Below are 25,689 nucleotides of genomic sequence, written 5' to 3' on the forward strand. Positions count from 1 at the left end.
GGCGCATGGTTTTGACCTCCCTCAATTTGGCCTTACCGGCCTTCAATAAGAATTGGAGGGTGGAGGGTGCGTGCTCCTAGCTGTCTTTTCGGATATCCACGGCAACAGGCAGGCCTTCGAGGCCTGCCTGAAGGTTGCCCGTGCGAAGGGCGCTGAGCGGTTCGTCCTGCTCGGCGATTTCGTCGGCTATGGCGCCGATCCGGAATGGGTGGTGGATACCGCGATGGAGCTCGTTGCCCAGGGTGCGATCGCCGTGCGCGGCAATCACGACCAGGCGGTCAATTCCCCGACGGAGACCATGAACGCCGAGGCGCAAATCGCGATCGAATGGACCCGCGGCCGGCTTGATAGCGCGCAGAGGCGGTTCCTGACCGAACTGCCGATGCTGGTGGAGGATAGCGATCGTCTCTTCGTGCATTCGGAAGCCTCCAGCCCCCAGCGCTGGCACTATGTCCGCTCGACGGTGGACGCCGCCAAGAGCCTGATTGCAACGCCCGCTCATGTCACGTTTTGCGGCCACATCCATCGTCCCGCGCTCTATTCGATGTCGGTGACGGCCAAGATGACGAGCTTCGTCCCGAAGACCGACGTCCCGGTGCAGCTTCTGCGCGGCCGGCAATGGCTCGCCGTGCTCGGCGCGGTCGGCCAGCCCCGCGACGGCGATCCGTCTGCGGCCTTCGTATTGTTCGACACCGAGACGTGCCAGATCACCTACTGCCGCGCGCCCTATGACATCGAGACCGCGGCGGACAGGATTCGCGACAACGGCCTGCCGCACTGGCTCGCCGACCGGCTCTCGCAGGGGCGCTGACGGCGATGCCGAAGCCCCTGGTCAAATCCGGCGCGTTGATCGATGGTTACACCATCGGTGAATGCGTTCATGCCGGCGGCATGGCGACGTTGTGGACGGTCACCCATCCCGGCATCGACGTGCCCTTGCTGATGAAGATTCCGCGGGTGTCGGAGGGCGAGGATCCCGCCGCGATCGTCTCCTTCGAGATGGAGATGATGATCTTGCCGCGGCTGGCGGGTCCGCACGTCCCGGCCTGTTTCGGCACCGGCGATTTCGCGCACCAGGCCTATGTCGTGATCGAGCGCATCGGCGGGACCACGCTCTACAAGCGGCTGCCCGACCTGCCGTTGCCTTACGACGAGGCGCGGCAGCTCGTCGCCAAGATCGCAACCGCGCTTGCCGATCTCCACCGCCAGAACGTGATCCATCACGACATCAAGCCGAGCAGCATCATGTTCCGCGATAGCGGCGAGGCGGTTCTGATCGACTACGGCCTGTCGCATCACAACCACCTGCCGGATCTCCTGCAGGAGGAATTCCGCCTGCCTTACGGCACCGCGCCCTACATGGCGCCCGAGCGGCTGTCAGGGGTGCGCGACGATCAGCGCAGCGATCTGTTTTCGCTCGGCGTGCTGCTCTATTTCTTCACGACTGGCGAGCGGCCCTTCGGCGAGGGCGAGACGATGCGCGCGATGCGGCGCCGGCTGTGGCGCGATCCGTATCCGCCGCGAAGCTTGCGCGCCGACTACCCGCCCTGGCTTCAGGAGGTGGTGTTGCGATGTCTCGAGATCGAGCCGGTGTGGCGCTATCCGACGGCGTCGCAGCTCGCCTTCGATCTCGCCCATCCGGACCAGGTCAAGCTCACCGCGCGCTCGGAGCGGGTGAAGCGCGACCCCATCGGCGTCGCTTGGCGGCGCCGCTTCAACCAGGGCGTCATGGCGCCGCGCGCGAAATCGGATGTCGCCGCCCAGATCGCATCGAGCCCTATCCTCGCCGTCGCGCTCGACACCGTGGAAGGCGCACCGGAGTTGAACGAGGCGCTGCGTGTGACCACCGAGCGCATCCTTGCCACCTTGCCGTCAGCGCGGCTTGCCTGTGTCAACGTGCTCAAACTGAACCGGATCGCGATCGACCGTACCCTGGACGAGCAGGGGTCCAACAAGCATATCGACCGCCTGGTCGCGCTCAGGCATTGGGCGACGCCGCTCAAGCTGGATGAGAGCCGGCTGTCGGCTCATGTGCTGGAGGCGGTCGATCCCGCCGCCGCGATCCTGGAGTTCGCCGAGGTCAACCAGGTCGACCACGTCATCATCGGTGCGCGGCAGGGCTCGTTCAGGCGCACGCTGCTCGGCAGCGTCTCGGCCAAGGTGGCTTCGGAAGCGGCCTGCACCGTCACCGTGGTACGGCCGCCGCGGATGGCGGGGGAAGCCGGCGAGCCCAATGCCGGCGAAGTGCCGGGATAGGCCGCCTGGCCGATTTGAGGCTGGATCAGGCCGCGTGGGCGGAGTGAGCGGTGCGCTTGCGGCGGATCGGCCAACAGAATTGCGGGCCGGGCCCGCCGTGATCCGCGCTGCCGCCGAAATACTGGATGATCTCGCGGCAGGGCTCGCAACTGAACAGGTTACGCGACGCGGATGCCTTGGTCATTTCCTTGAGGCAGTTCGGGCAGTGCGGTTTCATGGGAGGTGGTCCGGAAAAGAGTGTCTCAGTGTCGGCGCTGCGACGGAAACGAATGATCGAGGTCCGAATTGTCGAGCCCGGCATCGTCGCCGAGTGCGCCATCGGCACGCTCGAGGCGGCCGAAGAAATAGTCGAGGCCCGGATGCGGGCGGCGGGGGATGCGGCACCTGCGCTTCGGCTGGCGCTTCACGAGTGCGATCTGCATGGCGCTCAGCCACGACGACGAAGGTGGATGATGCGGGCGGAAGCCGCGGCCTTCACTGGTCGTGCGACAAAGAGGCTGCGAGTTGCAATCGCCGCGTTGAACCCGAACCACAACGCTACGCCAGTCCAAACCAGGGTCGTCGTCATGATGTGCTCCCGTCAAAAGCAGGCAGGAGTCACTTGCGGTGATTTGCGCGAATCAGTGAAGTCCGGATGAGTACGGATCGAGAGTGCAATTTTAGGCAATACGCGTCACAACACCCGTAAAAGCCGCGGGATTTTCCCCCGTCCGCCCATGCCGTTTGATCCAGCTCAAATCGCTTCGCCGCGAGCTCCTAGCGCGGCATTGCGGATCGCGGCGATGTTGGTCTTGTAGGCTTCCTGCGTGCCGCCCCTGAACACGGATGTGCCGGCGACGAAGGCGTTGGCGCCGGCCGCGGCGAGCGCGCCTGCAACATCGGGGCCGACGCCGCCATCAACCTCGATATCGATCGGGCGTCCGGCCGTCATCGCGCGGATGTCGCGGATCTTGCCGATCGCGGAAGGGATGAAGGCCTGGCCGCCGAAGCCGGGATTGACCGACATCACCAGCACGAGGTCGACGAGGTCGAGGACATATTCGAGCGTGCTGACCGGGGTGCCGGGATTGAGCGAGACGCCGGCCTTCTTGCCGAGCGCGCGGATCGCCTGGAGCGAGCGGTGCAAATGCGGACCGGCCTCCGCATGCACGGTGATGTGGTCGCAGCCGGCTTTCGCAAAGGCCTCGAGATAGGGGTCACAGGGCGAGATCATCAGGTGCGCGTCGAACACCTTCTTCGTGTGCGGGCGCATCGCCTTGATGACGTCGGGACCGTAGGAGATGTTGGGAACGAAGTGACCGTCCATCACGTCGAGATGGATCCAGTCCGCGCCGGCGGCGTCGACGCTGCGCACCTCCTCGCCCAGCCTGGAGAAGTCCGAGGCCAGGATCGAGGGCGCGATTGCCAGGGGGCGGGGGGCGAAGGCTTGGGTCATGGCGCGGTTTCCCGTGGCGGCCGAAAGAAGATTGGGCCTCGCCTAACATGGGCCTCCGTGGCGGGCAATGCAGGGCAGGCGTGCTTCCTGTGGGCGGAAATTTCTGCCGCGGCCGGCATGAATTGCCGGTGTTCCCGCGCCGTCCAAGGCGCGGTGGCGGCGGATTTCATTGAACTTTTTGCGCTGGCACGACGCTTGCTGACGTTACCCGACAGAACATTGGCCGCGGCATGCCGCGTCGGTTGGAGTTGTGCAATGCTGTTAGCCCTTGGCGCCGTGTCCAGCGCGCTCGACGCGATCCAGTCGCTGACGAACTCGAAGTCGTCCTCGTCGACGCAGAAGGCCGGGTCAACGCAGAAGGCCGGATCTTCGCAAGGCGCAACCAACCCGTTCGCGATCGACAGCAGCACGGGCAGCATGACGACCTCATTGGTCGGCTCAGGCAGTCCTCCACAGATCGCGCCGGAGACCATGAACGCGCTGCTCGCCGCGCAGAGCCAGTCGACCGACGGCGCGAGCAGTTCGGCGAGCTCGACCTCGTCGAGTTCGTCGTCCTCGATGTCGAAGGGCCGGGAGACTGCGCTCAAGGATCTGTTCTCGCAGATCGATGCGGACGGCGACGGCAGCATTACCAAGTCCGAGTTCGAGGACGCGCTGGGCGCCGGCGGCACCAACCTCGCGCAGGCCGACGATGTCTTCTCGAAGCTGGATGCGAATGCCGACGGCAACGTCAGCCTTGACGAGATGTCGAAGGCGCTGAAGAGCGGCCACGGACACCATCACGCGCAAGGCGCCGGCGGCGCGGGCGACGGATCGGATTCCTCGTCGAAGTCCGGCGGCGGATCGACCTCGACCACGACGACCGCGGCCGACGGCTCGACCACGACGACCGTCACCTATGCCGACGGCTTCAAGATGTCGACGACGGTGCCGGGCGCCTCCAGCCCCCGCAACTCGGCTTACGATCTGTTCGCGCAGTTGATGCAGCAGCAAGGCGGGCAGGGTTCTTCGGCGGCTGCCGGTTCGTCGATGTCGATGAGCGTGTGAGCGGCATCCGAGATTAGCCGGCATATTCCTGCGTGATGTCACGATAGGCGTACCGGTCGCGGATTTCGTGGTTGAAGAACGCCCCCTTTGAGCGCGTTTCCCTGAACGCGGCGGCGACCTCGGGCGGAATATCCTCGTAGACATAGAGGCGTCCGCTGACGAAAGCCACCTTCAGCTCGCGCGTATCCGGCGCATAGCAAAAGAAGCGGATCACGGAAGACGGCATGGCGGTACACCTTGGCCCGCCAGGATAACGCCGTATCCGCCGTTTCGGTTTCTAGCCGAACCGGTCCTTCCAGGACGGCTGCGCCCCCGGGAACGGCAGCGCGGCCGCGCTATAGACGCCGCGGGCGATTGCGCGTGCGACCACGTTGGCCGCGACGGTGCCGAGTTCGGTGAGGCCGACCAGCGGATCGATCGGCTTCTCACCGGTCGCGGCCGCAAACAGCACGTCTCCGTCGGTCGGTGCATGCACCGGATAGATCGCCCGGGCGAATCCGGTGTGCGCGATCATCGCGAGCCGCTTGGCCTGGGGCTTGGTCAGCACTGCGTCGGTGACGACGGCGCCAATGGTGGTGTTTTCGCGCGCGTTCGCGGAAGGACCGCCCTTGATGCGCATGCGGAGCATGTCGTCGGTGAACTTGTCCGGCAGGCCACGTCCGCCGAACTCGCCGTTCACCTCGAACGGCGCCGCCCAGAACCAGGGTCCGTTGCCGACGGTGACGCTTCCCACCGCGTTGACGGCGACGATCGCGGCGACCTTGACGCCATCAGGCGTTACCGCCGAGGCCGAGCCGAGCCCGCCCTTGAACGTTGCGGTGGTGGCACCGAGGCCGGCGCCGGCGCTGCCGATCGCAAAGTCAGTGCCGGCGGCGGCCGCCGCGGCGTAGCCGAGGTCGCGATAGGGCGAGAACCGTCCCCAGGCCTTGTCGCCCCCATTGAGCAGATCGAACAGGATCGCGCCCGGCACGATCGGGATCAGTGCTTCCCGAACCCGGTGGCCGCGGCCCTGCTCGGCGAGCCAGGCCTGCACTCCGCCGCCGGTATCGAGGCCAAACGCGGAACCGCCTGACAGTGCGATCGCGTCGATGCGCTCGACGGTGTTGGCGAGATCGAGCAGCGCGTCCTCGCGCGTGCCGGGGCCGCCGCCGCGGACGTCGATCGCCGCGACCGCCGGCTGGTCGAAGATGATCGCGGTCGTGCCGGAGGCCACTTTCGTATCTTCGGCATGGCCGACGCGGACGCCGGCAATATCGGTGAGCAGATTTTTCAAGGCGGCCTCATCGTTGAGTGCAGTTCGCGAACTGCGATAGCGCAGAGAGGACGCAGGCTCAACTCGCCAGTGCCGTCCTGAGCATCTTGGCAAGCTCGGACTTGCGGTAGGGCTTTGCCAGCAGCAGCACGCCGGAATCCAGCCGGCCGTGGTGGACGATGGCGTTCTCGGTGTAGCCCGAGGTGAACAGCGTCTTGAGGTCGGGGCGGCGGCGGGCGGCTTCATCGGCAAGCTGGCGGCCGTTCATGTTGCCCGGCATGATGATATCGGTGAAGAGCAGGTCGATGGTCTTGTCGTTGTCGATGATGGTCAGGGCCTCCGCGCCGTTGGCGGCCTCGAGCGCGGTGTAGCCGAGGCTCTTGACCTGGGTCACCACGTATTGCCGCACCAGTGCGTCGTCCTCGACGATCAGGATCTTCTCGTCGCCGCCCGTGATGGGCGCGTTCTGGAGCACTTCGATCTCGGTCTCCTGCACGCCGCTCGAGCGCGGCAGGTAGATCTTGACGCTCGTGCCGTGGCCTTCCTCGCTGTAGATCTTGATGTGGCCGCCGGACTGCTTGACGAAGCCGAACACCATGCTGAGCCCAAGCCCGGTACCCTTGCCAACCTCCTTGGTGGTGAAGAAGGGGTCGAACACCCGGTCGATCAACTCCGGCGGAATTCCGGAGCCGGTGTCGCTGACCGCGATCATCACGTAACTGCCGGCGACCATGTCGGCATTCATGCTGGCATAGCCGTCGTCGAGGAAGACGTTGCGGGTCTCCAGCACCAGGGTGCCGCCATCGGGCATCGCGTCACGCGCGTTCAGCGCGAGATTGAGGATCGCCGTGGAAAGCTGGCCGGGGTCGACCAGAGCCGGCCATGCATCCTCGGTGAGCTGCGGCATGATGGTGATCTGCTCGCCCAGAGTGGGGTGCAACAGCTTGGCGGCTTCGAGTGCCAGCGCATTGACGTCGATCTCGCGGGGCTGGAGCGGCTGCTTGCGGGCGAAGGCAAGCAGGTGCTTGGTCAGCTGCGCGCCGCGCTCGGCGGCGTCGTCGATCAGCTTGGTGATCGCAGCCAGCTCGGGCCGGTCGGCGACCGCGTCGGACAAGATGCCGATCGTGCCGGTGATGACGGTCAGCACGTTGTTGAAATCGTGAGCGACGCCGCCGGTCAACTGACCGATGGAATCCATTTTCTGGACCTGCCGGAACTGGGCTTCGGCGGCCTGCTTCTCCGTGAGATCCCGGCCGATGAAGAAGTGACGCTTCACCGGCTCGGACCAGGTGCCCATCCAGTTCAGCGTGACCTCGTGACCGTCGTAGTGATAGTAGCGCGCCTCGAAGCTGCGCTTGACCGCGCCGCGCCGCGCCGCGCGCATCTCCTCCCGGGTTCTATCGAGGTCGTCGGGGTGAATGAACTCGGTGGCGCTGTGCCCGATCAGATCTTCCGGGCTGAAGCCCAGGATGTCCTTCACGCTTGGGCTGACCTGGATGAAATTGCCGAAACCGTCGGTGACCAGGATCAGGTCCTGCGAAGTCTCGAAGATGCGCTGGCGCTCCTCGATCTCGCGGCGAAGCTTTTCCCTGGATTGCTTCTCCTCGGTGATGTCGTGGGCGATCTTGGAGGCGCCGATGATCTCGCCGCTCTCCGCCCGAAGTGGCGAGACGTTGAGGACGACGTCGAGCGCGCGACCATCCTTCCTGAGACGGACCGTCTCGTGCTGGGCAATCGACTCGTTGCTGCTGATGCGATTGAGAATGCTCCTGACTTCGGGCTTGCGATCCTCAGGCACGATGATGTCGATCGGCTTGCCGACGGCCTCTGCGGCGGAATAGCCGAACAGGTGCTCGGCGGCACGGTTCCAGCCGGTGATGGCGCCGTTGAGCGACTGGGTGATGATGGCGTCGTTGGAGGATTCGACGACGGCGCCATACAGGGCGAGGCGCTTGCCGTAGAAGTCGCGATCCGACGCCGATTGCTCGCGCAGCCTGCCGACAAGACCCACCGTCCGGGCCTGGAGGCGAACGTTCTCGATCAACAGCACCGCCAGCACGAAGCTCGACGCGCAGAGGCCATAGAGACGGCCGGCGTAGAAACCGAGATCGAAGCGCACGACGTTGACGATCGCAGACAGCGCGATGTCGAACAGCCATGCGCACATCACGACCATGAGCCATATGTCGATCACCGAATGCGGGCGCCTGAACCACAGTGAAACGAGCGCGGCGAAGCTCAGCGACCAAACAAAAGACACGACCCCGATCATGGTCGGTGTGTATCGGCTGTCGCGGAGCAGGACCGGCAACAGATCGTGCTGGGCGGTGACGACCCAGGTGAAGGCAGCCATGGTCGCGACGACGCCGAGCACGATGGCGTAGATCACGTTGCTTGTCGTGCCCCGGACCCTGGGGCCGCCATCCTTTTCCTTCAGCCAGGCATAGCCCAGCACGAACAGCGGGAAGGCGCCGTGCCAGACCATGTAGAGCCAGACCGTGGTCTGACTGCCGGCGCCAAACAGCCCGGTCGGCGCGAACAGGCCGGGAAAGGTGAGGGCATGGACCAGCGCTGCCGCGGCGGTGAACAGGTAGCCGGTCGACAGCCACAACAGGGCGCGGGTCCGCAGCACCGAAAACTGCGACAGCAGCAGCACAGCCGTGATGATGTCGCTCACCGCCAGGGCGGATTGGTAGCTCGCGACGAAGGCGGGGACCGGCGGCAGCTGGATACCTGCAAACGGCACGGCCAAGGCGAACAGGATCGAAGAGATGCCGACGATCCACATTGCCGCGGTCCGGTCGGCCGATGCGGCCGGCAGAGTTGAAAGAAATGTGCTTCGGTCGATCGCAGGCACGTTCATCTCATGCAGACCCGTTTTGAGCATCTCCGCAGTTCCAGGATACGGCAGTCTTGATTCCACGGCCCCCACGGTAGCCCGTTCCGGGCGCGTGTCGTGAACTGTTGCAGTGACGACTCAACCGAAGGTTACAGCTTACTTAATTTTGGTGGGAGCGCGGAATAGGGATCGGGTAAGATGCGCTTTACTGGGCGGTGTCACAATGCCCTGCCGCCGCGGCGGGTTCCAGGTTTGAATCATACGATTTGGATCAATCTGTGGGGGTCATTCCCATGCCTCGTGTTCTCATCATCGACGACCAGAAGGACGTGCGCGCGATGGTCGCGATCGTGCTTCGGGTCAACCGTTACGAGGTTGCCGAGGCCGACAGCGGTGCGGCCGGGCTGAAAACCTTCGCGGAAGGCTCTTTTGACGCGGCGATTGTCGATATTTTCCTTGGCGACGTCAGCGGTGTCGACGTCATCGCGACCCTGCGCGAGCAGGCGCCGGGGCTTCCCGTCGTTGCGGTGTCCGGAATGACGGCGCTGGATTTCATGGAGCAGTCGTCCCACCTGGCCAGCGTGGTCTGCCTGCAGAAACCGTTTCGGCCGAACGATCTCCTGCAAGCGCTTCGGAAAGCCCAGGCCGCGGCCAGCGGCGAGCTGCCTGCAGCCGTCTGAACCCGCTGCGAAAAGAAACGCCCCGGGCAAGCCGGGGCGTGGTGACGATCGTATGGCGGTCCGAGGGCGCGGCAAGCGGGCTTAGGTGCCGTTGCCCTTGATCTCGGCATAGTTGCCCTTGGCGTCCCATTTGTAGACGACGTAGTCGATCTGCTTGATGTCGCCCTTGGCGTCATACTCGACCGGACCGATCACGGTGTCCCACTTGCCGGCCTTCATCGCCTCCATGACCTTCTTGGCGTCGGTGGTGCCGGCCTTCTTGGCCGCCTGCGACCACACCTGCATCGCCGCGTAGGTGTAGAGGGTGTAGCCCTCCGGGTCGATATTCTTGGCCTTGAAAGCCTCGACGATCTTCTTCGCGGTCGGCTTGTTGCGCGGATCGGGGCCGAAGGTGAACAGCGTGCCTTCGCCGGCCGGGCCGGTGATGGAGGCGTACTCCTTGTCGGCGAGCGCGTCGCCGGCCATCAGCACGGTCTTGAGGCCCTGGTCGCGCATCTGACGCAGGATCAGGCCGCTCTCCTGATGGTACCCGCCGACATAGACGAGGTCGATGTTGTCGCGCTTCAAGCGCGAGACGATCGCGTTGAAGTCCTTGTCGCCCTTGTTGTAGGACTCGTACATCTTCTCGGTGACGCCGGCCTTGTTGAGCGCCTTCTTGGTCTCATCGGCAAGACCCTTGCCGTAGGTGGTCTTGTCGTTGAGGATCGCGATGTTCTTGCCCTTGAAGTTCTTGGCGATGTACTGCGCCGCGATCAGGCCCTGCTGATCGTCACGACCGCAGACGCGCGCCACGTTCCAGAGCTTGCGCTCGGTGAACAGCGGATTGGTCGAGGCCGGCGTGATCTGCAGCACGTTGCCGTCGGCATAGGCTTCCGAAGCCGGGATCGACGACGACGAGCAATAGTGCCCGGCTACGAATGGGATTTTCGCGCCGGCGATCTTTTCGGCGATCGAGCGCGCCTGCTTCGGGTCGCAGGCGTCGTCCTCGACGGAAAGCGCGAGCTTCTTGCCGTTGACGCCGCCTGCGGCATTGATATCGGCCACGGCCATTTCGGCGCCGTTCTTCATCTGGCGGCCGAAGGCGGACTCGCCGCCGGTCATCGGGCCTGCGACTGCGACGGTGACATCCTGCGCGAACGCCGCGCTCGACAGCGCGATCGACGCGCCGAATGCCAGACCGATGAGCTTCAGTGACTTCATGAGATACCTCGCGGGTGGTCGCCTGTGGAAGTTGCCGGGCGTGCCCGGTCCAAACCGGCGCCATTCTCGAATGAATTTACCGAGAAGTCACCGGCAAAATACGGGCATCGGCAGAGATATCTCGCCACATTCGGCCGCACGCGGGTCGGGCTTGCCGGCCGGTCAGCCGTGCCGGCCGCCCTCCAGGTAGGCAGCGCGAATCTCGGGGCGCTGCAACAATTCGGCGCCGGTACCGGCCAGCGTGATCAGGCCATTGACCATGACGTAGCCGCGATGGGCGAGCTTGAGGGCGTGGTTGGCGTTCTGCTCGACGATCAGGACGGTCAGGCCGTCCTGCCGGTTCAGGGTGCGGATCGCATCGAAGATCTGGCGCGCGATCAGCGGCGCAAGGCCAAGCGAGGGCTCGTCGAGCAGGAGTAGGCGGGGACGGCTCATCAAGGCGCGGCCGATCGCCAGCATCTGCTGCTCGCCGCCGGACAGCGTTCCGCCGCGCTGGGCGTAGCGTTCCTTCAGGCGCGGAAACAGCGTGAAGACGCGTTGCAGCGTCGCCTCGCGTTCGCCCTCCGTGCATTCGGTGGCATCCGCCCCCATCTGGAGGTTTTCCGCCACGCTCATGCGCGGGAAGACGCGGCGGCCCTCCGGCGATTGCGCGATACGCAAATGCGCGATCTCGTGGGTGGGGACGTCGGTGATGTCGCGGCCTTCATACAGGATCTGGCCGGCGCGGGCGCGCGGCTTGCCGAAGATCGTCATCATCAGCGTCGACTTGCCGGCGCCGTTGGCGCCGATCAGCGCCACGATCTCGCCGGCATTGATCTCGACGTCGACGCCCTTCAGCGCCTCGATCTTGCCGTAGGCGGCGCGCAAGCCCCGGATCGCGAGCAGGGGAGAGGGCGCCGCGGTCACGACCCGCCCTCCATCACGGCTGCCGCCTCTTCCTCGTCGGCGCCGAGATAGGCGGCGATCACCTTGGGATCGTCGCGGACCTCGCGCGGCGTGCCTTCGGCGATCTTGACGCCATGGTCCATCACCACGATGTGGTCGGAGATCTCCATCACCACCGACATGTCATGTTCGATCAGGAGGATCGAGGTGCCGAGCTCGTCGCGGATCGAGAGCAGGAGCTCGCTCAAGGCCGCGCTCTCGCGCGCATTGAGGCCGGCGGCGGGCTCGTCCAGGCACAGAAGCGCGGGCTCGGTGCACATTGCGCGCGCGATCTCGAGCCGGCGCTGGTCGCCATAGGCGAAATTGCCTGCGGCATCGTCGGCGCGGTCGAGCAGATTGACCCGCTTGAGCCAGTCCGTGGCGAGATCGATCGCGCGCTTTTCGGCATCGCGATAGCCGGGAGCGCCGATCAGGCCGAGGAAGGTGAAGCCGGAGGCGCGCATCAGTGCGTTGTGCTGCGCCACCATCAGGTTTTCCAGCGCGGTCATGCCGGGAAACAGCCGGATGTTCTGGAAGGTGCGAGCCACCTTGGCTTGCTTGGCGATGCGGAAATCGTTCAGCCGCTCCAGCGCGATCGTCCTGCCGCCGTCATGGCTGAGGCGAATGGCGCCGCCGCTCGGTTTGTAGAACCCGGTGATGCAGTTGAAGACGGTGGTCTTGCCGGCGCCGTTCGGCCCGATCAGCGCGGTGATCTTCTTCCGCTCGGCGGCGAAAGAAAGGTCCTGCACGGCAACGATGCCGCCGAAACGCATGGCGAGCCGGTCGACGCTGAGAATCTTGTCGCCGCTCATCCGTGCCCTTCCTTGACGAGGTCGGAGGAGATCGCTTGCGCCTTGGTCAGATACACGGTCGGTGCGCGATGGCCGATAAGGCCGCGCGGCCGCCAGATCATGATCAGCACCATGGCCATGCCGAACACCAGCATGCGATAGCCCTCCAGGCTTCGGAACAGTTCGAAGCCGCCGATCATGGCGAGCGCGGACAGCGCGACGCCGAGCTGCGAGCCCATGCCGCCGAGGACGACGATGGCGAGCACCAGCGCCGATTCCTGGAAGGTGAAGGATTCCGGGCTGATGAAGCCCTGCCGGGTGGCGAAGAACGCGCCGGCAAAGCCGCCGAACATCGCACCCGTCGCGAACGCCGTGAGCTTGGTGGTCGTGGTGTTGATGCCGAGCGCGCGGCAGGCGACCTCGTCCTCGCGCAAGGCTTCCCAGGCCCGTCCGATCGGGAGGCGGCGCAGGCGGATCGTCGCCCAGTTGGTGAGCAGCGCCAGCGCCAGGATCAGGTAGAACAGGAAGACGATGCGGTGCGTCGGCGAATATTCGATGCCGAGCCTGGCGGCGAGCCCGTCGTCGCTGTTGTCGAGCGGGATGCCGAAGAAGGTGGGGCGGGGAATGCCGGAGACGCCGTTGGGGCCGCCGGTGAGATCCTGCCAGTTGATGATGACCAAGCGGATGATCTCGCCGAAGGCGAGGGTCACGATGGCGAGATAGTCGCCGCGCAGGCGCAGCACGGGGAAGCCAAGCAGGACGCCCCAGAAGGCGGCGAGGATGCCGGCGAGCGGCAGGCAGATCCAGAACGACCAGCCGAAATTGGTGGCGAGCAGTCCGTAGGAATAGGCGCCGACAGCATAGAAGGCGACGTAGCCGAGATCGAGCAGGCCCGCGAGCCCAACCACGACGTTCAATCCCCAGCCCAGCATGACATAGGTGAGCACCAGGATCGCGAGGTCGAGGATGTAGCGCTGGTTATAGAAGATCACCGGCACCAGCAGCGTGAAGATCAGGAGCGCCGGCGCGAGGTAGCGGCCAATGAACGATATGCCGCTCTGCACCGTCGGCGGCACCAGCTTCTCGGCGCCGGTCGGGCCGATCCATTGCCGAAGCAGCTCGATCGCGATCGAGCCGCCGAACACGGCGGCGACGATGGACGCGAGGTCGCCGAAGCGGGTCCAATAGGTGAGCTGCCCGGAGGAGCCCGCCTCGGTGCGGATGCCGATCATCAGCGAGAACAGCACCAACGCGATCAGCGCGTTGACGAAAGCCGTCTTCAGGAGAGCGGAGATGCCAGTTGCAGGTTTGGCCGTGTTGGTCGAGGGAGCTGTCACGCGCGCGACCGTCAGACTTTTTCGACTTCGGGACGGCCGAGCAGGCCGGTCGGCATGAAGATCAGCACCACGATCAGGATCGAGAACGCTGCGACGTCCTTGTACTCGACCGAGAAATAGGCCGACCAGAACGTCTCGATCAGGCCGATCGCGAGGCCGCCGAGCATGGCCCCCGGCAGCGAGCCGATGCCGCCGAGCACGGCAGCGGTGAACGCCTTGATGCCGGCGACGAAGCCCATGAAGAAATCGACGAGGCCGTAATAGAGCAGGTACATCAGGCCCGCGACCGCGGCGAGCGCGGCACCAATCACGAAGGTCATGGAGATGGTGCGGTCGACGTCGACGCCGAGCAGCGCCGCCATGGTCTGGTCCTGCTCGCAGGCGCGCATGTCGCGTCCGAGCCGGGTGCGCGATACCAGCCAGGTGAAGATCGCCAGCAGCACGATAGTGGTGATCACCACCATGATCTGGATGTTGGAGAGCTGGATCACGAAGCCGTCCGTGCTCTCATGCAGGGTGTAGCCACCGGTGATGAAGGGGGGGATCGGCTTGACGCGCGCGCCCTGCGCAACCTGCGAATAGTTGGTCAGCACGAAGGACATGCCGATTGCCGACAGCATCGGGGCGAGGCGGAAGGAATGGCGAAGCGGCCGGTAGGCGATGCGTTCGATGGTCCAGCCATAGAGCGCGGTGATCGCCATCGAGACCAGCAGCACGACCAGCAGGATCAGTGGGATCGCGGTCAGTCCGAACGAGATCAGGATCAGGAAGGTGATCAGGGCGATGAAGCCGCCGATCATGAAGACGTCGCCATGGGCGAAGTTGATCATGCCGACGATGCCGTAGACCATCGTGTAGCCGATGGCGATCAGGCCGTAGATCGAGCCCAGAACGAGACCGTTGATGAGCTGCTGGGCGAAGTAATCCATCTGCTGCCGTACCAAACCTGACGCGGGCTCAAAAGGAGCTCTTAGGAGAGTGGGTTTCTTGGGCCGTTTCTTGGGCCCCGGCAGCCCCTAAGCATTCTTCCGGATTTGTAACAGGAGGGAACTGGCGGCTGCAACAGCTCACGCTCTGGCAGAAGGTCTTGTACAGAGCTCATTTGGCCGTCGGTTCCGCAACTGCGAGGAACCGGGTTCCTCGGGCAACCAAAGCGGATGCCGGCCGTTATCTCGCCTCTGACGTCCAACAAGGGAGTTCTCCGAATGACGAAGCAGCAGAACCAGAATCCGGGTCAGCAGAGTCAGAACCCCGGCCAGCAGCGCCCAGGTCAGCAGCCGGGCCAGCAGCAGGGCGGCGGTCAGAAACCTGGACAGCAGCAGCAGAACGATCCGATGCGCCAGGGCGATCGCCCCGGCCAGCAGCAGGGCAGCCAGCAGGATAAGTAATTTGGGAGCCCGAGAAAGAAGGGTAGTGAGGAGGCCCCGCCGCAAGGCGGGGTCTTTTTTTGGCAGTTGGTTGCCGCGTCAATGCTGCGCATTGCCCCGGAACGACCGGGGGCAGGGCAGTTAAGGTAAACAAAGGGTTTAAATTGCCGCCACAGTCTGATGCGAGTTAGCTCCCGGCAAAGCCTTCCCAGCGGAAGGCGCGTGGTCGACGAAGCGGGAAGCGGCATGTTCAGGAATTGGCGGATAGGCTCGGTCAACGGCGCGCTGCTGGCGGCCTATTTCATTCCGGCCTGGACCATCGTCGCCTTCAACATCATTGTCGCACCGGTGCATGGCCTCTACGAGCGGCCGAGCGTCGCCGTCGCGCTGTTCCTCAGCGACCATCTCCAGATGGCAGGGATGAGCACGGTGCGCGCGGCCTGGCTGCTTGCGCTGGGCCGGCTCACCGTGGTGGCGTTCTTTGCGATCTATCTGGCTCTGCTCTGCGTCCCCCGGACCCGCAAGTCCGGCAGCAGCGACGAGGCGCTCGGGATCGCGCTGGCGATCGGCAGCCTGATCTCGTTTGCCAGCATGGTGATGGCTTCGAAGGTCGGCGAGATGGCCGCGCTCCGGCTGCACGCCACCGAGCTGCTGCTGCTGCTCGGTGCTGCCATCGTGATCCTGATCGAGCGGCCCGATGCGGCTCCGCAGAGCGTCGAGACCCCTGCCGAGATCCCTGCGTCGCTAGGTCTTGAGCAGGCCGAGCTCCTGCACAATCGCTGAGGCTTCCTTGACGGCGTGGTTCGCCGCCGGCACGCCGCAATAGATCGCCTGCTGCAGCAGGATTTCCTTGATGTCGTCGGGGGTGAAGCCCCCCTCCGCGAGCGCCGCACGCACATGCAGGCGAAACTCGTCCCATTGCCCGAGCGCGACCATGGTGCCGATCACCAGCACACGCCGCGTGCGCTCGTCGAAATGCGGCCGGGTCCAGATTTCGCCCCAGGCGTAGCGGGTGATCATGTCCTGGAAGTCGGTGTTGAACGCATTGCGGTTCGCGATCGACTTGTCGACCCAGGCATTGCCCAGCACCTTTCGGCGCACGTTCATGCCGGCATCGCGGCGCTTCTGGTCGTCCATTGTGGTGCCTCCAGTCAATCATTCCGGGGCGATGCGAAGCATCGAACTATGGTGCGCAATTGCGCACCTGAGAATCTCGAGATTCCGGGTTCGCCTCTTCGAGGCGCCCCGGAATGACGGTGACAACAACTAGCGCTGCGTCAAGAACCCCACCACCGCGTCCGTAAACGCGTGCGGCTGCTCGACGTTGGAAATATGCGCGGCGTCGATGATGGTCATGCTTGCGCCCGGAATATTCGAGCGGATCAACTCGCCCGCCGAGATCGGCGTCGCCATGTCGTGACGGCCGGCGATCACCAGCGTTGGGCTCTTGATCTTCGGCAGCAGCGCGCGCTGGTCGAGCGTCGACAGCGCCTCGCAGCAGGCGAGGTAGCCTTCGACGGGGGAGGCGAGCAGCATCGACTTCATCCTCGCGGTGATGTCAGGCTCGCGCTCGCGGAAGTCCTGCGTCAGCCATCCCGCGATCACGGCATCGGCGACCGCGGCGATGCCGCCCTTCTTCACGGCGTCGATGCGCTCCAGCCATTTGGTCGGCTCGGCATAGTAGCAGGAGGTATTGGCGAGGATGAGCTTGCCGAAGCGCTCCGGCGCGTTGGCGCCGAGCCATTGCCCGACCATGCCGCCCATCGACAGGCCGCACCAATGCACCTTCTCGATGTTGAGGTCGTCGAGGATCGCGAGCACGTCGCGGCCGAAGCGCTCCATGGTGTAGGGGCCGGGCGCAACGTTTGACTTGCCGTGGCCGCGGCGGTCGTAGCGGATGACGCGGAACACCTGCGTCAGCGCCTTCATCTGCGGCTCCCACATCTGCAGCGTGCAGCCGAGCGAGTTGGACAGCATCAGCGTCGGCCCGCCGTCGCGGCCCTCGACGGAGACGTTGAGCAGGCAACCGTCGGCATCGATCATGGGCATGCGGCGTCTCCGTCGTGCTTTGCGGTTCTTATTCGCGGTCGAGGCTGTCGAGCAGCCGGTCGATCAAGGCTTGGGAAGCCCCTTGATAGGCCATCGGCTCGAACAATGCCGCAATTTTTTCCGGAGAAAGATGGGCAGTGACCTGCGAATCGGCCGTCAGCACCTCGCGCAAATGTTTCTTCTCGGCGACCGCGCGCTTGCTGGCGGTCTCGATGAGATGATGCGCATCGCTCTTGCCGATCTTGTCGGCCAGCGCGAAGGTGACAGCTTCCGCCATGATCAGGCCGTGCGTCGCATCGAGATTGCTGCGCATGCGCGCGGCGTCGACGTCGAGGCCTTCGGCGATGTCGACGATGGCCGCCAGCGCGCCTGAGGCGACCAGCATCAATTGCGGCAGCGTCGGCCATTCCGCGTGCCAGGGGCCCGCGCTGCGCTCATGATCCTGCACTTGGGCCGCAAATATCGTCGCTGCAAGCTGCGGGGCCATTGTGGCGGCGCCCAGCGCGCTTGCGGCGGCGACCGGGTTGCGCTTGTGCGGCATGGTCGAGGAGCCGCCGCGGCCTTCGCCCGCGGGCTCGAAGGCCTCCGCGACGTCGGTCTGCATCATCAGCGAAACGTCGCGCGCGATCTTGCCGCAGGTTCCAGCCAGAATAGCGAAAGCCGAAGCGGCCTCCGCGATGCGGTCGCGATGGGTGTGCCAGGGCGCTTCCGGTAGCGGCAGGTTCAGCTCCTGCGCCAGCCGCCCGGCCACCGCCAGCCCCTTGTCGCCGAGGGCCGCCAGTGTGCCGGCGGCGCCGCCGAATTGCAGCGCGAGGCCCTCGCGGGAGAGCCGCCGCAGGCGGCAGCGGGCGCGAGCGAGGCCTGCGGCATATTCGGCGGCTTTCAGGCCGAACGGCATCGGTAGCGCGTGCTGCAGCCAGGTCCGTGCCACCATCGCGGTGTTGCGATGGCTGCGCGCCAGCGCGGCGAACCCCTTGATGGCGCGGCTGAGGTCGGCGTCCAGCGCATCGAGGCCGGCGCGAAGCGTGAGCATGGTCGCGGTGTCGATGACATCCTGGCTGGTGGCGCCCCAATGCACGTAGCGCGCGGCCTCGGTGTCGGCCCTGCCGACATTGGCGGTCAGCATCTTGACCAGGGGAATCGCCAGATTGCCCGATCGCGTCGCGGCCTCTGCCAGCGCCGCCATGTCAAAGAAATCGGCCTTGCATGCGGCCTCGATCGAGCCCACCGCAGAGGCCGGAATCACGTCCGTGGCGGCCTCCGCGCGTGCCAGGGCTGCCTCGAAATCGAGCATGTTCTGCAGGGTCGACCGGTCATCGCAGACCGCGCGCATGGCGGCGCTCGACAGCATCGGTGCGAGCAGGGGGGAGAGGGATGTGCTCATATTGCGCGCGACCTAATCATCATGGCCCGGCTGTGCCAATCCCCAACCGCCCGCACACGTCTTTTTGCAGTTGCGAATTTGCATTGCACTTGACCGGGTGTCGCCCTTTCCTTTGCCGCGTGCCTGCGTTACTTGATCAGCACTATAAGTTACGCGATCCGGGAGGCACCCTCATGGCCATGACGATGAACGGCGAAGTCCAGCTTGCGGCGCCGCGCGAGGCCGTGTGGGCCAAGCTCAATGATCCCGAGGTGCTGAAGGCCTGCATCCCCGGCTGCGAGGAGCTCGAGAGGACCGAGGACGGCGGCTTTCGCGCAACGGCGAAAATGAAGGTCGGCCCGGTGTCGGCACGCTTCAAGGGCAAGGTCACGCTCTCCGATCTCGACCCGCCGAACGGCTACAAGATCTCGGGCGAGGGTGAGGGCGGGGTCGCCGGCTTCGCCAAGGGTGGCGCGGTGGTCAAGCTGGCGGAGAAGGACGGCGGCACGCTGCTGTCCTACGATGTCGAGGCGCAGATCGGCGGCAAGTTGGCGCAGCTCGGCCAGCGCCTTATCAACGGCGCCGCCAAGAAACTCGCCGACGAATTTTTCGCGAACTTCGCCAAGGCAGTACAGGGCTGAAGGTCCAGTACCTTTAGCATGGCGCCTTCGGCATGGCACCTTGCGTCCCGGGCGATGTTGCCCCGGGGCATAATGGCCCATATGATGGGTTGGAATAATTATAAGAACCGCTTCGACGGGACCCGTCGGGGCGCTGATAGAGAGTGCTTATGGCAAAAATCTCCCTCATCGTGAACGGCAATCCAGTCACCGCCAACGTCGATCCCCGCACCCTCCTGGTGCAGTTTTTGCGCGAGAATCTGCGCCTGACCGGCACCCATGTCGGCTGCGACACCTCGCAGTGCGGCGCCTGCGTCGTGCATGTCGACGGCAAGGCCGTGAAATCCTGCACCACGCTTGCGGTGATGGCCGACGGCCACGAGGTCAAGACGATCGAGGGGCTGGCCGCAGACGGCGCGCCGCTGCATCCGATGCAGGAGGCCTTCCGCGAGCACCATGGCCTGCAATGCGGCTTCTGCACGCCGGGCATGATCATGACCGCGATCGACATCGTGCACCGCAAGGGCAACGAGCTCGACGACCATACGATCCGGGAAGAATTGGAAGGCAATCTCTGCCGCTGCACCGGCTACCAGAACATCGTCGCCTCGATCTCCGCCGGCGCCAAGGCGATGGCGAAATCCGACCTCGCGTAACGCGCATCCCGCGATCAGGACATTCAGATGTACGAATTCAAATATCATCGCCCCGGGACCGTGCGGCAGGCCGCCAACCTACTGGTGAAGAACGAAGACGCCAAGGTGATCGCTGGCGGCCACACGCTGATTCCCGTCATGAAGCAGCGCCTCGCCAGCCCCCCGCACCTGGTCGACCTCTCCCATATCGAGGGGCTCAATACGATCGAGATGAAAGGCCGTTCGCTGGTGATCGGCGCCACCGCCAAGCACGCCGAGGTCGCGACCTCCGCCATCGTCGGAGAGGCAATCCCGGCGCTCGCGAATCTTGCCGGCGGAATCGGTGATCCCGCCGTACGTCACAAGGGCACGATCGGCGGCTCGCTCGCCAACAACGACCCGACCGCGGACTATCCGGCCGCCGTGCTCGCGCTGGGCGCGACCATCGTCACCAACAAGCGGCGCCTCAAGGCCGAAGAGTATTTCCAGGGCCTGTTCTCGACCGCGCTGGAAGCCGACGAGATCATCACGAAGGTGATGTTCCCGCTGCCGAAGAAGGCGGCCTACGTCAAGTTCCGCAACCAGGCCTCGCGCTATGCGCTGGTTGGCGTGTTCGTGGCGCGGCGTCCGTCCGACGTGCGGGTTGCCGTCACCGGCGCCGGCTCCGAAGGCGTGTTCCGCGTCACTGCGTTCGAGGAAGCCCTGAAGAAGCGCTTCGCCGCGAAGGCGCTTGACGGCATCGAGGTGCCGGCCGAGGGCCTCAACAGCGATATCCACGGCAGCGCCGAATACCGCGCGCATCTCATCGGCGTGCTGACCCGGCGCGCCGTCGACGCCGCCAACGCCAAGGAGTGAGGTGACCTCACGCCTCGGCCCAAACTTGTCCCCGGTGAGGGCGTAGCGAGACTGGCTTTTTCATGACTTCAGCGGCCAATACTTCCGGGGCCAATACTTCAGTTGGGTTGCCGGCATCGGTCGATGCGATGCTCGAACTCCTGACGTCGCGCGGCTACCTCGCGGAGCGGTCGCTGGCGACGGTGACGTATCTCTCGCTGCGCATGGGCCGGCCGCTGTTCCTGGAAGGCGAGGCCGGCGTCGGCAAGACCGAGATCGCCAAGGTCCTGTCCGCTGCGCTCGGGCGGAAGCTGATCCGCCTGCAGTGCTACGAAGGCCTCGACGTCTCCTCCGCGGTCTACGAGTGGAACAGCGCCGCGCAGATGATCGCGATCCGGATGGCGGAAGCCGCCGGCGACACCGATCGCGACCAGCTCTCGAGCGACATCTTCGCCGACCGCTACATGATCAAGCGGCCGCTGCTCCAGGCGCTGGAGCCCGACGTCGCGGGACCACCGGTGCTGCTGATCGACGAGCTCGATCGCGCCGACGAGGCGTTCGAGGCATACTTGCTCGAAATCCTCAGCGACTTCCAGGTGACGATCCCCGAATTCGGCACCGTCAAGGCGCCGAGCCCGCCGATCGTCATCATCACCTCCAACCGCACCCGCGAGATCCACGACGCGCTGAAGCGGCGCTGTCTCTATCACTGGGTCGATTATCCCGCCGCCGAGCGCGAGCTCGCGATCGTCAAGACGCGCGTGCCCGGCATCTCCGCCAAGCTGTCGCAGCAGGTCGTGCGCTTCGTGCAGGCTTTGCGCAACCAGGACTTCTACAAGTCGCCGGGCGTCGCCGAGACCATCGACTGGGCCACCGCGCTGTCGGAGTTAGATGCCCGCTCGCTGACCCCGCAAGTGGTCGGCGACACGCTGGGCGCGCTGCTCAAATACCAGGACGACATCACCCGCATGCAGGGCGACACCCTGCAAAAGGTGCTGAAGGACGCGACCAGCGAGAATTGATTTCGCGCCACAATCGAGCTCGTCATTCCGGGCGCGACGAAGTCGCGAGCTATGGTGCGCAGTTGCGCACCTGAGAATCCATAACCACGATCGGGAGTATGGATTCCGGGCTCGCGACAAGTGGCGCGTCCCGGAATGACGAGGGGATGGATACGAGACCATGGCCATCAACCACCTGGCGCCCGCGCAGACCGAGCAATTCGCCGACAACATCGTCGGCTTCGCCCGCGCGCTGCGCTCTGCGGGCATGCCGGTCGGGCCGGGCGCTGTCATCGACGCCATGAGCGCGCTCCAGGTGATCGACATCGGCAACCGCGCCGATGTCTTCACCACGCTGGAGGCGATCTTCGTCAAGCGTCATGAGCACGCGCTGATCTTCAAGCAGGCCTTCAACCTGTTCTTCCGCGCCTCGGAAGAATGGAAGCACATGCTGGATTCGGTGCCGCTGCCTGACCAGGCCAAGAAGAAGCCGCAGGCGGGCTCCCGCCGCGTGCAGGAGGCGATGTCGCAGCCGCGCATGACCGAGACGCCGCAGCACCAGGAGCAGGATCTGCGCCTGTCGGTGTCCGACAGGGAGATCCTTCAGAAGAAGGATTTTGCGCAGATGAGCGCCGCCGAGATCAGCGAGGCGCTGCGTGCGGTCGAGCGAATGCATCTGCCGCAGGCCGAGCTTCTGACGCGCCGGCACCGGCCTGATGCGCGCGGGCTTCGCCTCGACCTGCGCCGCACGCTGCGCGCCTCCTTGCGCACCGGCGGCGACATCATCGACATCCATCGTCTCGGGCGGATCGAGAAGCCGGCGCCGATCGTGGCGCTGCTCGATATCTCGGGCTCGATGAGCGAGTACACCCGCCTGTTCCTGCATTTCCTCCATGCCATCGGCGATGCGCGCAAGCGCGTCTCGGTGTTCCTGTTCGGCACCCGGCTGACCAACGTCACCCGCGCGCTGCGCCAGCGCGATCCCGACGAGGCGCTGGCGAGCTGTTCTGCCTCGGTCGAGGACTGGGCCGGCGGCACGCGGATCTCGGCCTCGCTGCACAACTTCAACAAATTGTGGGCGCGGCGCGTGCTGAGCCAGGGCGCCATCGTGCTCCTGATCTCCGACGGGCTGGAGCGGGAGGCGGATTCCAGGCTCGCCTTCGAGATGGACCGGCTGCACCGCTCGTGCCGGCGGCTGATCTGGCTCAACCCGCTGCTCCGGTTCGGCGGCTTCGAGGCCAAGGCCCAGGGCATCAAAATGATGCTTCCGCACGTTGACGAATTCCGCCCGGTACATAATTTGAGTTCGATCCAGGAGCTGATCACGACGCTCTCCCGGCCGCTGCCGCCGCATCACCGCAGCCTGATCCGCTCCGCAGCTTGAGAGGCACCCCATGCTCGATCGCGACGAGGATATTCTGAAGGCGGCGGAGGACTGGCAGAAGGCCGGCCGTGGCGTCGCGCTCGCCACCGTGGTGGAGACGTGGGGCTCGGCGCCGCGCCCGGCAGGCTCCAGCCTCGTCATCAACGACGAGGGTACGTTCCTGGGGTCGGTTTCCGGCGGCTGCGTCGAGGGCGCCGTCGTCACCGAGGCCATGGACGTGATCCAGAGCGGCAAGCCGAGGATGCTGGAGTTCGGCGTCGCCGACGAGACCGCCTGGAATGTCGGGCTGTCCTGCGGCGGCACCATCCGCGTCTTCGTCGAAAAGGTCGGTTAGCCGTGAAGCTCGAGATCCTGCACGAACTCAACGCCGAGCGCGCCGCGCGCCGGCCGGTGATCCTGGTGACCGACACCGAGAGCGGCGAGCAGCGCCTGGTGAAGGCGAAGGATTTTGCAAAAGATCCCTTGCGCGCCGAACTCGACAAGCAACTCCGCATGGGCAAGAGCGCCAGTGTCGAGGCCGGCGGCAAGAAGCTTTTCCTCAACGTCTACGCGCCGACCGCAAAACTCGTCATCGTCGGCGCGGTCCATATCAGCCAGGCCTTGGCGCCGCTGGCGCGCTCGCTCGGCTACGACGTGACCGTCGTGGATCCGCGCACGGCGTTCGCCAGCCCCGAACGCTTTCCCGACGTTCCGCTGGTGGCCGAATGGCCGGACACCGCGCTGCCGCCGCTCAATGTCGATGCCTACACCGCCTTCGTCGCGGTGACGCACGACCCCAAGATCGACGACCCCGCGCTACTGCACGCCTTCGAGCGCGGCTGCTTCTATATCGGCGCGCTCGGCTCGCGGAAGACGCACGCCAAGCGCGGCGACCGGCTGCGGGCGCAGGGCGCCAAGGAAAGCGACATCGCGCGCATTCACGCGCCCATTGGCCTTGCGATCGGCGCGGTCTCCCCGTCCGAGATCGCGGTGTCGATCATGGCGGAGATCACCGCGGTGCTCCGCCTGCCACCCAAAGAAAAAGAAGAAGCGGCATGAAGTTCGGCTCGGCGAGCCCCAAGGATGCAATCGGCGGGGTGACCGTCCACACCCTGCGCCAGGGACCGCTGGTGCTGAAGAAGGGCACGACGATCGGGCCTGCCGAGGTCGAGCAGCTCACGCGCGCCGGCATCAAGGACATCGTCGTGGTGCGCATGGAGGCGGGCGACGTCTCCGAGGACGTTGCGGCCGCCGGCATCGCGCTGGCCGTCGGCGGCGAGGGCATTCATGTCGAGCGTGCCTTCACCGGCCGTGCCAATCTGTTCGCCGCACGTCCGGGTGTGCTGGTGATCGACCGCGCCGCGGTCGACCGCATCAACAACATCGACGAAGCCATCACCTTTGCGACGCTCACCGCCTACAAGCCGGTGGTCGAGGGCGAGATGGTCGGCACCGTCAAGATCATCCCGTTCGGCGTCGAAGGCAGTTTGCGCGATGCCGCGGTGAAGGCCGCAGGCAAGGACGTGCTGAAGGTCGCGCCTTACGTGATCCAGCGCGTCGGCGTGGTCTCGACGCTGCTGCCGGGCCTGTCATCCAAGGTGATCGACAAGACGCTGCGCGTCACGGCCGAGCGGCTCGCACCGGCCGGTGCCAGCATCATCGCCGAGCGGCGGGTCCAGCACGACGAAGCCGCGCTGTCGGCGGCGATCAAGGAATTGCTCGGCCTCGGTGCGGAGCTCGTCATCGTGTTCGGCGCGTCCGCGATCGCCGACCGCCGCGACGTGATTCCGGCGGCCGTCACGGGGATCGGCGGCGAGATCGAGCATTTCGGCATGCCGGTCGACCCCGGCAATCTCTTGCTGATCGCGCGGGCCGGCGACGTTCCGGTGCTGGGCGCACCGGGCTGTGCGCGCTCGCCGGTCGAGAACGGTTTCGACTGGGTCTTGATGCGGCTCCTCGCCGGCATCAAGGTGACGCGCTCGGAGCTGATGGGTATGGGCGTCGGCGGCCTCCTGATGGAGATCGTGACGCGGCCGCAGCCGCGCGCACAGCCCGAGACCGAGGGCAATAGCCAGGTCGCCGCCATCGTGCTCGCGGCGGGCCGTTCGACCCGGATGGGCGGGCCAAACAAGCTGCTCGCCGAACTCGACGGCAAGAAGCTGGTGCGAATCGCGACCGAGCAGGCGCTGGCCTCCAGGGCATCCGAGGTGATCGTGGTCACCGGCCACCAGACCGAGCTGGTCGAGCAGGCGCTGCAGGGCCTGAGAGTGAAGTTCGTCAGGAATCCGGATTTTGCCGGCGGGATCGCCAGCTCGGTCAAGGCCGGCATCGCTGCCGTCCCAGAAGCTTGCGACGGCGCCGTGGTGTGCCTGGGCGACATGCCGCTGATCGATGCCGGCCTGATCGATCGTCTCATCGACGGCTTCGCACCGGATCGCGGCAATCTCATCGTCGTGCCCGTGAGCGAGGGCCGCCGCGGCAATCCCGTGCTGTGGTCGCGCCGCTTCTTCAAGGAGCTGATGACGCTCGACGGCGACGTCGGCGCGCGCCATCTGATCGCCAAGCACACCGAGGCCGTAGCCGAGGTGCCCGTCGACGGCGAAAGCGCCTTCCTCGATATCGACACGCCGCAGGCGCTGGAAGCTGCGCGAGGCGGATGACGGTGCCGTAGCTGCGTAGGGTGGATTAGCCGAAGG

Annotated in this window: 30 protein-coding genes; 14 read left to right on the top strand and 16 right to left on the bottom strand. The window is 65.5% G+C overall.

The window, feature by feature from the left end:
- The first annotated feature begins 70 nt into the window (after positions 1-70).
- Together CIT37_RS15460 and CIT37_RS15465 are read left to right on the top strand one after the other, a co-directional pair.
- Entirely contained in the window at positions 71-811 is a 741-nt protein-coding gene (locus CIT37_RS15460; protein ID WP_038948027.1) for a metallophosphoesterase family protein, read from the top strand.
- A gap of 5 nt (positions 812-816) precedes the next feature.
- Positions 817-2,256 carry a serine/threonine protein kinase gene (locus tag CIT37_RS15465; protein WP_028142884.1) on the top strand — a complete coding sequence of 480 codons (1,440 nt, stop codon included), beginning with the start codon at positions 817-819 and terminating at the stop codon, positions 2,254-2,256.
- Positions 2,257-2,281: 25 nt separating this feature from the next.
- On the opposite strand, the gene CIT37_RS15470 is transcribed toward CIT37_RS15465, so the two are convergent.
- The 5 genes from CIT37_RS15470 to CIT37_RS15490 form a co-directional block, all read right to left on the bottom strand.
- The gene (locus CIT37_RS15470) at positions 2,282-2,473 is read right to left on the bottom strand and encodes a hypothetical protein (protein ID WP_028142885.1); all 192 of its coding nucleotides are present in this window, start codon (positions 2,471-2,473) and stop codon (positions 2,282-2,284) included.
- A 25-nt stretch (positions 2,474-2,498) separates the two neighbouring features.
- A complete protein-coding gene (locus CIT37_RS15475; protein ID WP_038971663.1) occupies positions 2,499-2,678 on the bottom strand; it encodes a hypothetical protein in 180 nt (59 codons plus the stop codon).
- Between the two features lie 5 nt (positions 2,679-2,683).
- On the bottom strand, positions 2,684-2,824 hold the full coding sequence (locus CIT37_RS15480) for a hypothetical protein (protein ID WP_162832251.1): 141 nt from the start codon (positions 2,822-2,824) through the stop codon (positions 2,684-2,686).
- Between the two features lie 165 nt (positions 2,825-2,989).
- Positions 2,990-3,691 carry a ribulose-phosphate 3-epimerase gene (rpe, locus tag CIT37_RS15485; RefSeq protein WP_028142886.1) on the bottom strand — a complete coding sequence of 234 codons (702 nt, stop codon included), beginning with the start codon at positions 3,689-3,691 and terminating at the stop codon, positions 2,990-2,992.
- Positions 3,688-4,110: a hypothetical protein gene (locus CIT37_RS15490; protein WP_240536400.1), complete on the bottom strand. Its 423-nt coding sequence runs from the start codon at positions 4,108-4,110 to the stop codon at positions 3,688-3,690. The genes rpe and CIT37_RS15490 overlap by 4 nt, the downstream gene beginning before the upstream one ends.
- On the opposite strand from CIT37_RS15490, the gene CIT37_RS15495 reads away from it, so the two are divergent.
- The gene (locus tag CIT37_RS15495; protein WP_244439156.1) at positions 3,998-4,738 is read left to right on the top strand and encodes an EF-hand domain-containing protein; all 741 of its coding nucleotides are present in this window, start codon (positions 3,998-4,000) and stop codon (positions 4,736-4,738) included. The two genes, CIT37_RS15490 and CIT37_RS15495, sit on opposite strands and share 113 nt — an antisense overlap.
- A 13-nt stretch (positions 4,739-4,751) precedes the next feature.
- Here the strand turns inward: CIT37_RS15495 and CIT37_RS15500 are convergent, their stop codons facing one another.
- From CIT37_RS15500 to CIT37_RS15510, 3 genes are read right to left on the bottom strand one after another with little or no spacing between them, the layout of a single operon-like run.
- On the bottom strand, positions 4,752-4,964 hold the full coding sequence (locus CIT37_RS15500; protein WP_095426147.1) for a KTSC domain-containing protein: 213 nt from the start codon (positions 4,962-4,964) through the stop codon (positions 4,752-4,754).
- A 51-nt stretch (positions 4,965-5,015) separates the two neighbouring features.
- The gene (locus tag CIT37_RS15505; RefSeq protein WP_028142889.1) at positions 5,016-6,011 is read right to left on the bottom strand and encodes a P1 family peptidase; all 996 of its coding nucleotides are present in this window, start codon (positions 6,009-6,011) and stop codon (positions 5,016-5,018) included.
- A gap of 58 nt (positions 6,012-6,069) precedes the next feature.
- Entirely contained in the window at positions 6,070-8,877 is a 2,808-nt protein-coding gene (locus tag CIT37_RS15510; protein ID WP_095426148.1) for a PAS domain S-box protein, read from the bottom strand.
- A 245-nt stretch (positions 8,878-9,122) separates the two neighbouring features.
- Between CIT37_RS15510 and CIT37_RS15515 the strand changes: the two genes are divergently transcribed.
- Entirely contained in the window at positions 9,123-9,509 is a 387-nt protein-coding gene (locus CIT37_RS15515) for a response regulator (protein WP_095426149.1), read from the top strand.
- A gap of 81 nt (positions 9,510-9,590) precedes the next feature.
- Here CIT37_RS15515 and CIT37_RS15520 read toward each other — a convergent pair whose 3' ends face one another.
- The 5 genes from CIT37_RS15520 to CIT37_RS15540 form a co-directional block, all read right to left on the bottom strand.
- Positions 9,591-10,709 carry a branched-chain amino acid ABC transporter substrate-binding protein gene (locus tag CIT37_RS15520; protein WP_028142892.1) on the bottom strand — a complete coding sequence of 373 codons (1,119 nt, stop codon included), beginning with the start codon at positions 10,707-10,709 and terminating at the stop codon, positions 9,591-9,593.
- A 162-nt stretch (positions 10,710-10,871) separates the two neighbouring features.
- Positions 10,872-11,615 (bottom strand): ABC transporter ATP-binding protein, encoded by a 744-nt coding sequence (locus CIT37_RS15525; protein WP_026201689.1) that lies wholly within the window; start codon positions 11,613-11,615, stop codon positions 10,872-10,874.
- A complete protein-coding gene (locus CIT37_RS15530; protein ID WP_095426150.1) occupies positions 11,612-12,445 on the bottom strand; it encodes an ABC transporter ATP-binding protein in 834 nt (277 codons plus the stop codon). Before CIT37_RS15530 ends, CIT37_RS15525 begins: the two co-directional genes overlap by 4 nt.
- Positions 12,442-13,761: a high-affinity branched-chain amino acid ABC transporter permease LivM gene (livM, locus tag CIT37_RS15535; protein WP_095426151.1), complete on the bottom strand. Its 1,320-nt coding sequence runs from the start codon at positions 13,759-13,761 to the stop codon at positions 12,442-12,444. Before livM ends, CIT37_RS15530 begins: the two co-directional genes overlap by 4 nt.
- An 11-nt stretch (positions 13,762-13,772) precedes the next feature.
- Positions 13,773-14,690, bottom strand: coding sequence for an ABC transporter permease subunit (locus tag CIT37_RS15540; protein ID WP_028142895.1), 918 nt, complete (start codon positions 14,688-14,690; stop codon positions 13,773-13,775).
- A 276-nt stretch (positions 14,691-14,966) separates the two neighbouring features.
- On the opposite strand from CIT37_RS15540, the gene CIT37_RS15545 reads away from it, so the two are divergent.
- Positions 14,967-15,149, top strand: a complete 183-nt coding sequence (locus CIT37_RS15545; protein WP_161966417.1) for a hypothetical protein — start codon at positions 14,967-14,969, stop codon at positions 15,147-15,149.
- Between the two features lie 225 nt (positions 15,150-15,374).
- On the top strand, positions 15,375-15,911 hold the full coding sequence (locus tag CIT37_RS15550) for a hypothetical protein (protein ID WP_038948021.1): 537 nt from the start codon (positions 15,375-15,377) through the stop codon (positions 15,909-15,911).
- Here CIT37_RS15550 and CIT37_RS15555 read toward each other — a convergent pair.
- The 3 genes from CIT37_RS15555 to CIT37_RS15565 all read right to left on the bottom strand — a co-directional run bounded on the left by CIT37_RS15555 (position 15,873) and on the right by CIT37_RS15565 (position 18,561).
- On the bottom strand, positions 15,873-16,265 hold the full coding sequence (locus tag CIT37_RS15555; protein ID WP_028142897.1) for a carboxymuconolactone decarboxylase family protein: 393 nt from the start codon (positions 16,263-16,265) through the stop codon (positions 15,873-15,875). The genes CIT37_RS15550 and CIT37_RS15555 overlap by 39 nt on opposite strands.
- A 129-nt stretch (positions 16,266-16,394) precedes the next feature.
- A complete protein-coding gene (gene pcaD / locus CIT37_RS15560; protein WP_028142898.1) occupies positions 16,395-17,177 on the bottom strand; it encodes a 3-oxoadipate enol-lactonase in 783 nt (260 codons plus the stop codon).
- Between the two features lie 28 nt (positions 17,178-17,205).
- Positions 17,206-18,561, bottom strand: coding sequence for a 3-carboxy-cis,cis-muconate cycloisomerase (locus CIT37_RS15565; protein ID WP_095426152.1), 1,356 nt, complete (start codon positions 18,559-18,561; stop codon positions 17,206-17,208).
- Positions 18,562-18,734: 173 nt separating this feature from the next.
- On the opposite strand from CIT37_RS15565, the gene CIT37_RS15570 reads away from it, so the two are divergent.
- The 8 genes from CIT37_RS15570 (at position 18,735) to CIT37_RS15605 (ending at position 25,653) form a co-directional block, all read left to right on the top strand.
- The gene (locus CIT37_RS15570; protein WP_028142900.1) at positions 18,735-19,181 is read left to right on the top strand and encodes an SRPBCC family protein; all 447 of its coding nucleotides are present in this window, start codon (positions 18,735-18,737) and stop codon (positions 19,179-19,181) included.
- Positions 19,182-19,330: 149 nt separating this feature from the next.
- On the top strand, positions 19,331-19,816 hold the full coding sequence (locus tag CIT37_RS15575; RefSeq protein WP_026201687.1) for a (2Fe-2S)-binding protein: 486 nt from the start codon (positions 19,331-19,333) through the stop codon (positions 19,814-19,816).
- A gap of 27 nt (positions 19,817-19,843) precedes the next feature.
- On the top strand, positions 19,844-20,650 hold the full coding sequence (locus CIT37_RS15580; RefSeq protein ID WP_028142902.1) for an FAD binding domain-containing protein: 807 nt from the start codon (positions 19,844-19,846) through the stop codon (positions 20,648-20,650).
- A gap of 62 nt (positions 20,651-20,712) precedes the next feature.
- Positions 20,713-21,651, top strand: a complete 939-nt coding sequence (locus CIT37_RS15585; protein ID WP_028142903.1) for an AAA family ATPase — start codon at positions 20,713-20,715, stop codon at positions 21,649-21,651.
- Between the two features lie 160 nt (positions 21,652-21,811).
- Positions 21,812-23,014 carry a vWA domain-containing protein gene (locus CIT37_RS15590; RefSeq protein ID WP_028142904.1) on the top strand — a complete coding sequence of 401 codons (1,203 nt, stop codon included), beginning with the start codon at positions 21,812-21,814 and terminating at the stop codon, positions 23,012-23,014.
- 10 nt (positions 23,015-23,024) lie between these two features.
- Positions 23,025-23,348 (top strand): XdhC family protein, encoded by a 324-nt coding sequence (locus CIT37_RS15595; RefSeq protein ID WP_007602422.1) that lies wholly within the window; start codon positions 23,025-23,027, stop codon positions 23,346-23,348.
- A gap of 2 nt (positions 23,349-23,350) precedes the next feature.
- Positions 23,351-24,052: an XdhC family protein gene (locus CIT37_RS15600; protein WP_038948018.1), complete on the top strand. Its 702-nt coding sequence runs from the start codon at positions 23,351-23,353 to the stop codon at positions 24,050-24,052.
- Positions 24,049-25,653 carry an NTP transferase domain-containing protein gene (locus CIT37_RS15605; RefSeq protein WP_038948017.1) on the top strand — a complete coding sequence of 535 codons (1,605 nt, stop codon included), beginning with the start codon at positions 24,049-24,051 and terminating at the stop codon, positions 25,651-25,653. Before CIT37_RS15600 ends, CIT37_RS15605 begins: the two co-directional genes overlap by 4 nt.
- The last annotated feature ends 36 nt before the right edge of the window (positions 25,654-25,689 follow it).

The sequence above is a fragment of the Bradyrhizobium ottawaense genome, assembly GCF_002278135.3.
Lineage (GTDB): Bacteria > Pseudomonadota > Alphaproteobacteria > Rhizobiales > Xanthobacteraceae > Bradyrhizobium > Bradyrhizobium ottawaense.